This window comes from Thalassotalea sp. ND16A, assembly GCF_000764205.1.
Lineage (GTDB): Bacteria > Pseudomonadota > Gammaproteobacteria > Enterobacterales > Alteromonadaceae > Thalassotalea_A.
In genome coordinates this window covers 19,154-33,230 of sequence record NZ_JQDZ01000034.1, presented here as the reverse complement: position 1 = coordinate 33,230, position 14,077 = coordinate 19,154, and the positions used below count along the sequence as shown (strand labels likewise).

Annotated in this window: 11 protein-coding genes and 1 pseudogene; 2 read left to right on the top strand and 10 right to left on the bottom strand. The window is 42.2% G+C overall.

Features of this window, described 5'->3' with window-relative positions; translation table 11 throughout:
• Positions 1-208: 208 nt before the first annotated feature.
• The 4 genes from ND16A_RS13120 to ND16A_RS13135 form a co-directional block, all read right to left on the bottom strand.
• The gene (locus ND16A_RS13120) at positions 209-1,579 is read right to left on the bottom strand and encodes a sodium-dependent transporter (RefSeq protein ID WP_033076829.1); all 1,371 of its coding nucleotides are present in this window, start codon (positions 1,577-1,579) and stop codon (positions 209-211) included.
• Between the two features lie 73 nt (positions 1,580-1,652).
• Positions 1,653-2,897, bottom strand: coding sequence for a kynureninase (gene kynU / locus ND16A_RS13125; protein WP_033076828.1), 1,245 nt, complete (start codon positions 2,895-2,897; stop codon positions 1,653-1,655).
• 218 nt (positions 2,898-3,115) lie between these two features.
• Positions 3,116-4,879 carry a hypothetical protein gene (locus ND16A_RS13130; protein ID WP_200880813.1) on the bottom strand — a complete coding sequence of 588 codons (1,764 nt, stop codon included), beginning with the start codon at positions 4,877-4,879 and terminating at the stop codon, positions 3,116-3,118.
• A gap of 204 nt (positions 4,880-5,083) precedes the next feature.
• Entirely contained in the window at positions 5,084-6,625 is a 1,542-nt protein-coding gene (locus tag ND16A_RS13135; protein ID WP_033076827.1) for a sigma 54-interacting transcriptional regulator, read from the bottom strand.
• 289 nt (positions 6,626-6,914) lie between these two features.
• On the opposite strand from ND16A_RS13135, the gene megL reads away from it, so the two are divergent.
• On the top strand, positions 6,915-8,132 hold the full coding sequence (gene megL, locus ND16A_RS13140; RefSeq protein ID WP_033076826.1) for a methionine gamma-lyase: 1,218 nt from the start codon (positions 6,915-6,917) through the stop codon (positions 8,130-8,132).
• On the opposite strand, the gene ND16A_RS13145 is transcribed toward megL, so the two are convergent.
• The 5 genes from ND16A_RS13145 to ND16A_RS13165 all read right to left on the bottom strand — a co-directional run bounded on the left by ND16A_RS13145 (position 8,125) and on the right by ND16A_RS13165 (position 11,962).
• Entirely contained in the window at positions 8,125-8,988 is an 864-nt protein-coding gene (locus ND16A_RS13145; protein ID WP_033076825.1) for an RluA family pseudouridine synthase, read from the bottom strand. The genes megL and ND16A_RS13145 overlap by 8 nt on opposite strands.
• Before the next feature lie 66 nt (positions 8,989-9,054).
• Positions 9,055-9,657 carry a protein-methionine-sulfoxide reductase heme-binding subunit MsrQ gene (gene msrQ / locus ND16A_RS13150; RefSeq protein ID WP_033076824.1) on the bottom strand — a complete coding sequence of 201 codons (603 nt, stop codon included), beginning with the start codon at positions 9,655-9,657 and terminating at the stop codon, positions 9,055-9,057.
• The gene (msrP, locus tag ND16A_RS13155) at positions 9,657-10,655 is read right to left on the bottom strand and encodes a protein-methionine-sulfoxide reductase catalytic subunit MsrP (RefSeq protein ID WP_033076823.1); all 999 of its coding nucleotides are present in this window, start codon (positions 10,653-10,655) and stop codon (positions 9,657-9,659) included. Before msrP ends, msrQ begins: the two co-directional genes overlap by 1 nt.
• 338 nt (positions 10,656-10,993) lie before the next feature.
• On the bottom strand, positions 10,994-11,359 hold the full coding sequence (locus ND16A_RS13160; protein ID WP_033076822.1) for a glutaredoxin family protein: 366 nt from the start codon (positions 11,357-11,359) through the stop codon (positions 10,994-10,996).
• Positions 11,360-11,410: 51 nt separating this feature from the next.
• Positions 11,411-11,962, bottom strand: coding sequence for a DUF2058 domain-containing protein (locus ND16A_RS13165; RefSeq protein WP_033076821.1), 552 nt, complete (start codon positions 11,960-11,962; stop codon positions 11,411-11,413).
• A 248-nt stretch (positions 11,963-12,210) separates the two neighbouring features.
• Here ND16A_RS13165 and ND16A_RS13170 point away from each other — a divergent pair, with 248 nt between their 5' ends.
• Entirely contained in the window at positions 12,211-13,386 is a 1,176-nt protein-coding gene (locus ND16A_RS13170) for a chorismate mutase (protein ID WP_033076820.1), read from the top strand.
• Positions 13,387-13,656: 270 nt separating this feature from the next.
• On the opposite strand, the pseudogene ND16A_RS21640 reads toward ND16A_RS13170, so the two are convergent.
• A pseudogene (locus ND16A_RS21640) lies at positions 13,657-13,818 on the bottom strand (IS30 family transposase); the annotation flags it as partial.
• Positions 13,819-14,077: the final 259 nt, after the last annotated feature.

Genomic DNA, 14,077 nt, shown 5'->3' with positions numbered 1-14,077 from the left:
TGTTAATTGTTTATATGCAGTTACAAAACCCTTTTTTTTGTTTGATCCCTCCCTAATCACCCTCCCTAATCACCCTCCCTGGCCCGGCAGGATAAGCACATCTCTTTACAAACTTAATACCATCCATGGTAGTTTGCATTCCTTCATCCCTGAAGTAAAAAAAGGCAGCCCTTAGGCTGCCCATAACAAGAGTAAAGTGAAGCTCTGACTATAAACCGACAACCAGAACAGCAATAACACCGACTGGGGCAATGTAGCGGATAAGGCATAACCAAGGGGCAAACCACGAGGAATGTTCAGTCGAAAACTCGCTTTTAACCACTTGTTTTTTTAGTACCCACCCCGCAAAAATAACAATCAATAACGCGTTAATTGGGATCATAATATTGGCAACCGAATAATCCATTAAATCGAATAAGGTTTTACCACTAAAGGCATCAATGAAGCTAAGCGGTTTAAAGTCACTCAACAGGTTAAATGACATTGCTGCGCCTAAGCCAAGCACCGCACTTGCTGAGCCGGCCAATAACGTCGCCTTAGTGCGGGTAAATTGATATTTATCGGATAAGAAGCGCACCAAACACTCAAGCATAGATAACGCGGTGGTTAACGCCGCTCCTGCCAATAAGAAGAAGAATAACAGCCCTACCCACTGGCCACCGGGTAACTGACCAAAGGCGACAGGTAAGGTTTCAAAAATAAGCCCGGGGCCACTCGATGGCGTTAAATCAAAAGCAAAGACGAAGGGAAATATCGCCATCCCGGCAAGTAATGCCACTAAGGTGTCGGCAAACGCGACGGTAAGCACAGATTTGGGAATCGAGATATCTTTTGACAGATAACCCCCATAAGCCATTACGCTGCCGGCGCCAACGCCTAACGAGAAAAATGCTTGCCCCATCGCGGCTAACACCACATCGGCATTAATTTTTGACAGATCCGGGGAGAACAAATAACTGAAACCTCGGGCAAAGTCGCCGGCAATGGCGGCATAAATCACCAAAAACACCAAGATCAAAAATAGCATCGGCATTAGCAGTTTTACGCTCTTTTCCAGACCATCTTTTAAACTTTTTGAAATGATAAACATGGTGAGTGCAATAAACGCTAAAAATAATGAGATACTTTTTACTGGCGAGCCCGCTAACGATTGAAAATAAGACTTTGATGCTGCACCGTCAATGCCGTCAAATTTATTCACTAACGATTGCATGGTGTAATCTACGGTCCAGCCGGCAACGACAGAGTAATAGGATAAGGCGATGAACGGGATCAACAGACTTAACCAACCAATCAGTTGCCAGCCTTTATGGGCAGAATTTTGCTCGCTCAGGAATTTAATGGTGGAAAACGGGTCTTTTTGACCTTGCCTGCCTATCATCAATTCCGCGATCATAATAGGCGCGGCAAAACACAACAAGATTAATACATAAACCAAAACAAAGGCGGCACCACCGTTGGTGCCAACCACATAGGGAAAACGCCAAATATTACCTAACCCAACGGCAATACCGATAGTCGCTAGCAAGAAACTTGATTTGGAAGACCAAGTCACCGCCGGGGTTGCAGAAATACTCATTGTTCACCTCGTTGTCATTATCATTATTGCAGTTTTAAATCAGGTTGTTGTGTTAATTTGGCGCTAAACGCGCCTAGGTTACCGCGTGCTTTTGGTTAAATTCAGCTTGCTTATAGGTTTGTTCTTGCATAATCACTTTCAAGCGAGCAACAGCATCCCACACATCGACAAAACGTAAATACAATGGCGTTAAACCAAAGCGTAGTGTATCAGGTGCTCTAAAGTCGCCCATAACACCGGAGCCGATAAGCGCTTGCACTATCGCATAACCATCTTCGTGACTCATCGCAACTTGGCTACCACGACGTTCGCGCTCTTTCGGGGTGATCAACTTAAAACCAAATTCGCCACATTCTTGTGCAACTAACTGGATGAATAAATCGGACATGTTCAGCGATTTTTCGCGCAGTGCCTGAGCATCCACTCGCGCAGAAATATCAATACCAATTTCAGATAGCGCCAAACTTAAAATAGCCTGGGTACCAGATAACATTTGGTTAATATTATTCGCCGGACGGTAATCTTGTTCAAAGGCAAAGGGCGCGGCGTGCGAATACCAACCGGTTAATGGCTGTAAGGCTTTACCTTGGTGACGTTTAGCACAGAAAACAAACGCCGGGCTACCCGGACCACCGTTGTAATATTTATACGTACAACCTATGGCAAAATCGACATTACAGGCGTTTAAATCAATAGGTAAGGCGCCACCACTATGGCATAAATCCCAAACCGAAATGGCCCCACATTGCTGGGTTTTCTCGGTAATGGCTTTCATGTTTAATAACCGGCCGGTTTTGTAATGCACCTGAGTTAAACAAACCACAGCAACACTATCATCGATGGCATCTAAGATACCTTGTTCGGTTTCAGCAAACACCAGTTCATGTTTGTTGCCGAGTAATTTAACCAGACCCTGGGCGGTGTAATTGTCGGTAGGAAAATTACTGCCTTCCATGACGATTTTTTTACGATCAGGATTTAGCGTTAAGGCCGCAGCAATCACTTTAAATACGTTTATACCGGTAGCATCTGTTACCACAACTTCGCCGGCATCGGCGCCGATAGTCGTTGCCAACTTGTCACCTATGGTTTGACTTAAGGTGAACCAACCATGAATATTCCAGCTTTTAATTAAACTGGTGCCCCATTGGTCCAACACCACTTCTTCAACCTTGCTCATCGCTTTTTTCGGCATCGCCCCTAACGAGTTACCACTCATGTAAATATCATGCTCTGGTAAACTAAATTCATTACGGAAACTGGCTAATTGATCTTGCTTATCTAATTGAAGACAATATTCTCGATTGATTGCTTGCATCTTGCTCTCACGGCTTAAAATAGTTGCCATCATCTTATCGATAAAAGTAATAACTTAAAAATAACAATAGACCACAAAGGTATATGTTTTTAGTTATAACCAGGAGCATTTCGTCTAAATAAATTCAGATCTATAATTGAGGTTGAAACCCCGCCAACCAAAAACCCCAGTACAAGACTGGGGTAAATTTTTAAATCACGCTAGCAAACTAAAATAATTTATTTTCGTGGCGGCCAAACCTCTTTCGGCATGTCAAAAGAAGGCTCGCCTAATACCGGGCTAGACAATACATAGATGCCGTGATTGGTGAATAACCAAAACAGGTTTCTGTCGTATTCTATGTAAACACTGTGCGATAAATTACCGCGGGCATAACTTACTACTCGTTCGGTATTAAATGGTGGTACAAAGTAAGCGGTGATCTCAGGGTTGTTAACATCACTTACATCGAATACTTGCAAACCGGCATTGTAGAAATTAAACGGCAAAATGTTGTCTTTTGGCGTGCCCGGTTGGGTGTAATAACCGGTACGTTTTGGACCAAAGCTGCCTCGGCGTTGACAAAAGTCGGTAAATTTTGCATCAGCCGGTGGTTTAGGACGCGGTAACACACCGATTTTAAATGGCTTCTTCGGGTCGTTGACATCGATCATATGCACGTCTTTGTACGGTTCAAAGCAGTCTTCATTTAGTGGGTAGCCGCTAAAGTAAACAATACCGGTTTTCTCCACTTGCGACACATCGATAAAGTCACCTTCGGTGCCGGCGACACTTGGGGCAAAGTTCAAATGGCTTACCACTTTCAAATCTTTACTGTCGGTAATGTCCACCACATAAAAGCCTAAACCGCCCATTGCCGCATAACCGTATTTACCACCTTGCTCCACCGGAGTTGGAATAAATAATGACATACGAGCGCCCATCCATGAAGTGCGATTTCCGACACGAACATTGTCTTTAAAGGCTTTTTCATGTTCTTCATCGAAGGCAATTTGCCCAGGAACGGTTAACTGATCTAAAAACTTAGGGTTGGCGGGATCTGACATATCCCATGACTGATAACCGGCGGAGTATAAGTCATTCGGGTATTCGGTTAATGCATAACTGGCGTCAGGCGCGGCTGCCACATACATGGTATCGCCACCAAAGTAAGCTGGCAGGTCACGCACACCGGAACCTTGTTGCTGACCAATAGGAGCATCAGGATGCTCTACATCTGTGGTGCGCTCGGCAATCAGCTTCCAATCTTTTGGCAATGGACCGTTCATTTCATAAACTTTAAAGCCTTTTAAGTGGTTAGATTTACGAATGGCTTCCACTTTATCCGGTTGCGTGCGTTTGTTTTTCAGCAAGCCAAAACGACGTACTTCAAACCCTTGCACCATAATATTTTTACCCAGTTTCTTATTCCACTGAATCGAAGCGGCACCAAACATATCGGTTTCGTCATATGGGTTTTGAGCCACCTCATCGGCACCATTGGCGCCCCAGGTATGTCCACGGGTTAATAGTAACTCGGCCTTTTTCGGGTTGGTGATATCAAATATTTTCAGATCACGACGTACGTACTGATAGAGATAACGACGACCATCAAAGTCGACAATGTTTTGCCAGGTATGAAATGGCTCAACCGTGATTGGGTAATACGCCTCAATTTTCATATTTTTGATGTATTGCTCGGTATCCCAGTAATCCAGCTCACCGTCAAAAGTGTAATTACCATGATAATCTCGGGTTGCTGGCGGATGAGTAAACTCGCCAGTTTTTTTGTTCATCCCATAGCTGCCTTTTTTTGGATCAGGCGGCGTTTTATCCACACTTAAACTGTCGGCACGGGCAACCCACTTATCTTTAATGTTGATGTCTTTTGCATCAACCTGTTCGGCACAAGCGCTGGTGGTTAATAATACAGATGCCGCAATACTTGAGAACGCTAAAGGTTTAAGTATATTGCGCCATGAATAAGATGTTTGTTCTGTCATAATTCCTCACAAGAGTTTCAGTAACCGTTGTTGATATAAGCTTAGTGATAAAAGTGTAGTTACTGTTTTTTATCTTTCTCGATTCTAGAAAACTTTAACATAACAAGATAATAACAATATTAAGTATAGACATAACAAATAAGATATAACGCAGCCAATATATCCACAGCATTATTACTCATGTTGATGATTAGTCTTACTTTGTTATTCTATATTGATACCATATTGCCTTATTTTCATCGCTACCTTATTGTGCGAGACATTCAAGCGCTCGGCCAGTTTTCGAGTGGATGGATACAATGGGTAAAGCGTCGTCAGCAGCTCTTGCTCAAATTGCTGTTGCGCACTCTGCCAGTCCGTGACTTGTTCATTTGAAATCAACCCACCTTTGCCAGTTGTCAATTGGCCTTTATGCAGGGACTCATCATCAAACACCAGTTGTTGTTCGGTAATGATATTAGCATCGGCTAAGGCGACGACTCTAAATAACACATTTTGCAATTGCCGAATGTTACCAGGCCACGAATATTGGCAAATTTTCTGCATCGCGGTGGCGCTCATGCTGATATTGCTTTGATTGACTTGTTTTGCCGCATTATCGATAAATACATTGACCAACAATGGAATATCATCATGGCGCTCTCTTAACGGCGGCAGCTTAAGATTTAACACATTTAAACGATAATACAAATCTTCGCGAAAATGCTTATCTCTCACTAGCTTGGGCAAGTCTTGATGACTGGCACTGATGATGCGCACATCCACTTTTTTATCTTTCACCGCCCCAACCCGGCGCAATTGAAAGTCTTGTAAGAACCGCAATAACTTAGCTTGTAAATAGGTCGGCATTTCGGCAATTTCATCTAAGAAAACACTTCCCCCATCAGCCAATTCGAGCAACCCCGGTTTGCCACCACTTTTCGCCCCGGTAAATGCTCCAGCGGCATAACCAAACAATTCAGACTCCAATAAATGTTCGGGTAACGCGGCACAATTAATGGCAAGAAAAGGCTTATTGGCACGATTACCAGTGTCGTGTAACGCTCGGGCAATAAGCTCCTTACCGGTCCCCGTTTCACCACTAATTAATATCGGCAAATCCAGGCTGGCGAAACGTTTCGCTTGATTGATCACTTCAACAATTTGCGAGGATTTACCAATAATGGCGTCAAAACCACTCTGTATACCTTGCTGTAATTGCGATAAGTGACGACCCACATTTTCTAAACTTCTTAACACCAATACGGCGCCACTGATGGTACGCTCCGTTTTTACCGGCGAGATATCGGCAAAAAATTGATGGCCGGCAAAGGTGACTTCTTGGGTGCTTGACTGGCCGGTTAAATCAATTTGTAAGCGCTGTTCAATATAGTTATTGATTGCTTTGCCGATTAACTCGCTGTTGTTTACCTTTAAAAAATCTGCCGCCGCTTTATTGGCAACCAAAATAAAACCACTTTTATCGATGTCGATGATTGGCTCGGGGATTTTTGCCAGTAGCACTTCTAATTGTTGCGACTTACGTTCCCCTGGCATTAACTCGATGGCTTTCACCGCTTCCACGCCGGTGATTTTTAGCAACTCAGGTTTAATTGTGGCTAACGACAAGCCCTGATCTTTTAACTGTACAAAAATATGAAACTTACTCACCTCTACGGCGAGTAAGTTCCATTGCTTGGCCGCAAATACCGACAATATTTCCTGGGTAATACCGACTCTGTCTTGCGAGGCAATTTCAATTCTCATAGTCGAAGCTCGTGATCTATATTGCTGAATGCAACTTTGTAATAATTACATTACATCGTAATACAATTATTACATTTTGTAAAAAGCCATAGGTTCAAACTACTGTAGCCCGGTATTCAAGCATGAATACCAATCAATGTAATAAAATTATTACACGCAGATAAGAGACAAAACCGAAAAGTAAACGTAACACATTGAATTAACAATAAATTTTAAACTGGCAAGGGTTTTGCTCTAATTAGTCAAAGGATACAAAATTTTGCAAGCTCACTATAAAATTGGACAATTTATGAAAAAAAATGCTCATATCGACACCAAAGCCATTCACGCAGGCCGTATTAATGATGAACAGTTTGGCTCGCTCGCCACGCCGCTTTATCAAACCTCGACTTTTATTTTTGATAATGCCGAGCAAGGCGCCGATCGCTTTGCTGGTGAGCAGGAAGGTTTTATTTATACTCGTTTGGGCAATCCAACCACCCGCCAATTAGAGCAAAGAGTAGCCGCTCTAGAAGGCATGGAAGATGCCGCAGCAACGGCAACCGGAATGGGGGCGGTATCGGCGGCATTACTGGCAAATTTATCGGCCGGTGATCATTTAATTTCATCGAAAGCCGTTTATGGTTGTAGCTATGCGTTAATGGCGCACCAATTAACCCGGTTCGGGGTTGAGGTAACATTTGTTGATATGAACAATGAGGCCGAGATAGTTGCGGCGATCAAAGAAAACACCAAAGTGATTTTCCTGGAAACTCCCATTAATCCAAACCTGGTAGTTCTTGATTTGGAAATGATTGGTAATATTGCCAAACAACACCAATTGATTTCGATTGTTGATAATACCTTTTTAACGCCGATATTGCAGCGCCCTATCGAGTTTGGTATTGATATCGTCATTCATAGCGCCACTAAATACCTGAATGGTCATGGTGATGTTGTTGCCGGCATTGTCTGTGGTACTACGGAGATGATCACTCACATAAAATTAACCGTACTCAAAGATATTGGCGCCACCATCAGTCCGCACGATGCCTGGTTAATTTTAAGAGGCTTGAAAACGCTGCCAATCCGCATGGAAAGACATTGCAGCAATGCCCAAAAAGTGGCGGAGTACCTTGAGGGTCACCCTATGGTAACCGCAGTTTATTACCCGGGTTTGGCCAGCCATAGTGGCCATAAATTTATCGGTAAGCAAATGCAGGCTGCCGGTGGCGTTATCGCTTTTGAAATTAAAGGCGATATTCACCAAGGCAGTGCGTTCATTAACCGTATGCAGTTGTTCAGCATTGCGGTGAGTTTGGGCGATGCCGAATCATTAATTCAACATCCAGCATCGATGACCCATTCACCTTACAGCCAGGAAGAAAGACTGGATGCCGGCATTAGCGACAGCTTAATTCGTATTTCGGTTGGCCTGGAAAATGCTGATGATATAATTAACGACTTAGATAATTCGTTGAACCTTATCGGCCACAACAACACCGACACAGTGGTAAATTTCAGCTAAATTTATGACTTAATTGCAACTCATCGGTTAATAGGTATTCCTTGCTTTGCCCTGTATGCGGGCAAGGGATAGTTAACGCCACGGCACACAATTGTAAGTCCTCACTATCATCCTTTTCTTTTATGCCATGCATTCTATCGCCAACAATAGGCAAACCAATGGCAGCCAGGTGAATTCTGATCTGGTGTTTTCGGCCAGTATCAATATTGACTTCCACTAGCGAGCGATCATGGCTCTGATCATAGCTCAGTAATGACACATGACTGACTGCAGTTTTACCATCGATATCGGTATTTATGGTTTGCACAGTTTGCGAATTGTCAATGGCGTTAAACTTGCCGTGTACAATAGCCTGGTAAACCTTTTTGGTGTTTCGCTGCTCGAAAGCTGAACTTAGTGCTCTGGCGGCCGATTTTGCGTGGGCAATAACCAAAAGACCGGTGGTTGCTCGGTCGAGACGATGGACGACAAATGCTGGCCTTTGCGGCAATAGGTTGGTTTCGACAAAACGGTTTATGGTGGTATGGTCACTCCACTTCGACCCCTGGCAAAGCATGCCATAAGGCTTGAACCAAATGCTGTAATCCCCTTCATCGGCAATTAACGTTGCCGGCGTAACCGTTTGACTTAATACCCTTGGGTTGTGATACATGTGTATTTCGTCCCCGGCTTGCAGCACTTTTTTACTCCGTCGTAAGCGTTGAGTATGTCTTTTACGGGTATGCCAAACGCAACCTTTGGTCATCGCCAGCTTGATTTCATGATGTGATAATTTTGCCGCGACCGACAGCAGATCAACCGCATTTTGCTCTCGGCTGGTAATGGTTAGGTGAAATTCTTCGGCTGTATCTGACATAACTGTGTTGTTACTAATGTGGTAATTGTTGTGATTTGTTGACTATGGGTTGAACTGTAGCAACTATTAACGTTTAAGCCAACGTTTGAATTTATCTTTACGCTGATACAACAACACAAACAACATCATAAAATAAATCGATGGTTCAATGATTTCCGACTTTACCGACCAATAAAAATGGATGCAAACCAGAATGACCAACAAGTAATTAAAATTATGTAACTTTTGCCAGCGTTTTCCCATTTTTTTGCGCAACCGAGCCAGTGAGGTAAGCGCCAGAGAAAAAATGATCATGTAAGCGAGCATGCCGACGGTGATATACGGTCGGTCGATGATTTCATCAAAAAATAGCGAAAAATCAAACTGCAGTTCAAAAAACAAAAAATTTAGCAGGTGTAAACAAGCGTAAAAAAATGCATAAATGCCGAGTAAGCGTCTTATCTTAGTTAACCAGCCCTGTTTAAACTTTTTCGCCAGCGGCGAAACAAGCAAGGTGAGCAAGAGTAAATTTAACGCACCAATGCCGGTAAAGTGGATCACTTCTTCCACCGGATCGCTGCCTAATTGATCGAGCACGGCAAAATAATAGATCAGCACCACCGGGATAAAAGAGCAGAAATGTATTAACGTTTTTAATAGCAATACTCGATGTTTAATCAGCCAGTTCATCAATAATGTTTGCGCAAATTCATGCCCTGATAAAGGCTGGCAACGTCTTCACCATAACCGTTAAACATTTGCGTCTTGATGCGGTTACGGGCAAAGAGGCCACCACTGGTAAGGCGGCGTTCACTGCCTTGTGACCATCTGGGGTGATCCACTTCAGGGTTAACATTGGCGTAAAAACCGTATTCATTTGGTGCCAGTTTATTCCAGGTAGTCTTAGGCTTGCGCTCGACTAATTTAATTTCAACAATCGATTTAATGCTTTTAAAACCATATTTCCACGGGGTCACCAAACGAATCGGCGCGCCATTTTGTGGTGGCAGGGTTTTACCGTATAAACCGACCGATAAAATGCTTAAGTCGTGCATCGCTTCATCAATACGCAAACCTTCAACATACGGGTATTTAATGCCACCACCTAAATAGCGGTTGGCCTGACCGGGCATTTGTTCAGGATCATATAAGGTTTTAAACGCCACATATTTGGCTTTCGAATTTGGTTCGGCTTTTTTAATTAAATCGGCCAAACGAAAGCCTAACCAGGGAATGACCATAGACCAGGCTTCTACACAGCGCAGCCGGTATATCCTCTCTTCAATGGTAAAACTGGAAAATAACTGTTCGTAATCGAGAGTGAAAGGTTTGTTTACCTCACCACTGACTTTTAATTGCCAGGGCTCAACCTTAAAATTTTGTGCCAGCTTTTGCGGTTGATCTTTTTTGGCGCCAAATTCATAGAAATTATTGTGGCTGATCACTTTGTGTTCAGGCGTGAACTGCTCACTTATGGTAGACGAGTTTGACGAAGAGAATTGCAGCGCTTTCGTTTTGAATACCGTTTCATCGGCACTGGCTGTTGTGGCAAGTGTATTGCTGCCAAGCAAAGCCGAGGCGCTGATAAAGCCTAGCTGTTTTAGCACCTTGCGACGGCCTTGATAAATGGTCTCATCGGTGACCTGGTTTTCCGTCAGCTCATAACTGCGCTTCGTTTTAATTAACATATTCTGTCGCCAACCTATTACTTACCTTACTAATGTAACAGACAGGAAAGCGAATAAAATAATTTCCTGATGACAAAAAAAAGACCCGAATTTTTCAGGTCTTATTATACCAAGTTGACTAATTACCTGATCATTTTTAATGGCTAAAACAAATAACTACTGCGTTATAAAGTTTATAAGTACGAAAGCATGGAAGCTGCAGGTAGAGCGACGCAGGATGCCAAAGCCGAGAATAACTACTTACTAAACTTTATGCCTTGTATTTATCCGTTTTCCCTCATGAAAAAATAGACCACTTAATTAATCAAATTGGTATTATTGTCATTTAAGCTTTCGCTTTATGCGGCAGTTGCAACTTGATCAAGATAAGCAACAATGGCTTTTGATTCGTACATCCATTGACTGCTGCCATCGCTATTGTCGATACGCAAACATGGTACAGTACGTTTTCCGCCATTATCAACCAAGTCGGTTAAGTGATTGTCTTGTTTAATGTCGCGTAATTGTATGTTCAAATTTTGGCGTTTCATTGAGCGACGAACTTTGACACAAAACGGGCAGGCGTTTAACTGGTATAAACTGTAATTTTCCGTTTTTTTGTCGATAGCTTGTTGGCTATTGTCATCACGTTTAACCGCTTTCGGCATGGTTAAAAAATTTATTAATAAAATAATTCGGCCAATAATAAATCGTAAAATAGGCATAGTTGTTTCCTAAAAATGTAAATAAAATAAGGGGTTCTAGCTAGGTGTTGACTACCACATTAAATCATCTGGAATTTGATAATCGGCATATGGGTCATCTTCTTCAATCTCTTCACTGGCAACTTTTTCATTACTCACCAAAATAACACTGGCATCTAAGGTGGCTATTTTCTCGGCAGTTTCACTGGTCACCAGATAGGTCGTGTCGGCTAAGGCACAAATGGCTAATCGGCCATTGACTAGTGCCTTTTGAGTTACACCGTCAACAAACAATTTTTTAATTTTGCTGTTATCGGTGTAGTTATATTCAACATCGCCATTAATATTTTTAATACTGTGATGTTGCAGTATTTGTAAAATGCGTTGTTGTAATTCTTTTTCGGCTAATTGCTGCTGCTTTTGCTCATTAAGCGCTTTGTCAGTCGCCGCTTTCTTAGCCTGAGTTTTGGCTAAGTCTTGTTTTACCTGTTCTTGCAACGATGCCTCAACTGTAACACCACTACGTTTTTGTTTGTTTTTTTTGCGCTTGTCACTATTCGCCTGCTTGGCTTTTTGCTTGGTAGTTAACCCGGCTTTTAGTAACTGATCTTGTAATGAAGACATCAATATTCCTACAAAGTCTTAGATATAAAAATTTAATGGCGATTATTTTAACAGAAAACGAATAATCAGTTGACAGTTTTTCGCCTGCTTAATAAAGTTAAGGCATGAATATTGAATTATTAGTTTTTAAGTTTCGATTCTTTACCAGTTAACACTGGAGGGATTTTTCGTTGCTAACTTAAAAACGTCGAAAAAGCCTCCTGATGGAGGCTTTATTATTTGTACAACCAATAAGTTTGGAGTAAAAGGTGAAAGACAGTTTAGATTTAAATGTAATCCGTGAACAAATAACCAATTTAGATCAGGATTTACTGAGCTTGTTTGCGAAACGCCGATCACTGACTTTAAATGTGGCAAAGAGTAAAGCTCATCAAGTTCGTCCGGTGCGTGATCAGCAACGCGAACAAGAGTTATTGGTAAGGCTTATCCAACAGGGTAAAAAAGAAGGTTTAGACGCGCATTACGTGACCAATATTTTTCAAACCATCATTGAAGACTCGGTGCTGAATCAACAAGCGTATTTGCAGCAATTGAAAAACCCGAACATTAAAACACCAACGGTGAGTGTGGCGTTTTTAGGTGACAAAGGTTCGTACAGCTATTTGGCCAGTTATCGCTATTTTTCTCGACGTGCTGAAGAAATCATCGAATTTGGTTGTGACAGCTTTAGTGGCATTTTGCATCAGGTTGAATCTGGTACCGTAGACTACGGTATGCTGCCAATTGAGAATACCAGCTCGGGCAGTATCAACGAAGTGTACGATCTATTGCAACACACCAACCTGTCAATTGTGGGTGAATTATCACAACCGATAGATCATTGTTTATTAACTGCAGTGAACAGTTCTCTCGATAAAATCGATACCATTTATGCTCATGCCCAACCGGTACAGCAATGCAGCAACTTTTTGGCTAAACAAGAAGGTATACGCATTGAGTATTGCGACTCAAGTGCGCAGGCAATGCAAAAAGCCGCAGAGCTAAAACAAGCGAACATTGCCGTAATGGGCTCTGAAGAAGGCGGTAAGTTGTACGAGTTATTGTCATTAACAAAATCGATAGCCAACCAGCAGGAAAATCACACCCGCTTTATTTTAGTCGCCCGTAAACCGGTTGACGTGGCCGAACAAATTCCGGCAAAAACCACATTAATTCTAGCTACCGGTCAAAATCCTGGTGAGTTGGTGGATTGTTTGCTGGTATTAAAACAACACGGCATTAATATGACCAAACTGGAATCTCGACCAATTCAGGGCCGCCCTTGGGAAGAGATGTTTTATATTGATCTGGAAGCCAATTTAAAGTCGGCAAAAATGCAGGATTGTTTAACCGAGTTAACCCAGTTAACCCGTTTTATCAAAGTGTTAGGTTGTTACGCCAGTGAACAGATAAAACCGACCAAGGTGCCGGCGCAACATCAGTAATTGGGTATAGCCTTTAAAGGCGCCCTGTCGGTAGGACATGAGCACTTCCATGCTACTAACCTAACACCGCCCTTGGTGGTTTGCCATGAAGTAAAAAGAGCCAACCTTTTGATTGGGCTGATAACAAATTTGGGATCTATTTTAGATCCCTTTTTTTCTGTAATAGTAAACCATCGTTTTATAACAACTTTGTAAAGTGTGAATGTTATAATTAATGTAGGATCAGTTTTTATTTTCAAACACTTAAGAGTATTTGCATCAACCCAAACCAGGTGGTCTAAAGCCACCAGTTTTATGAATAATACCTAATATAGAAGAATGGTATCGGTCAAATAGCCTTGCTATATCATGCGCGGTGTCTCCACTTTGATACCGATCCCATATTAGTGCTCTTTGTTCTGCATTGTAGTAGATGCGCTTTCTCTGTTTCATGTCAACGTTCCTTAAGCGACTATAAGGATAGCGTTGCATTCACCAGTTGAACTCACAACCAACAACAGACAGTCGTAACGCCCAAACGTGGAGCAAAGCTGAAGTCAGCCAACGGTTATTACCAGTCTTAATTGGCTCGTTATACTTACTCAAAAACCATTTAAATTTTCCTAAACGTTTCAATTTGTTGACTTCTAATTCAACAAACATATTAAAATATGCAGTATTTAACGGTTTGTATTGGGAAAAAATGTAATTA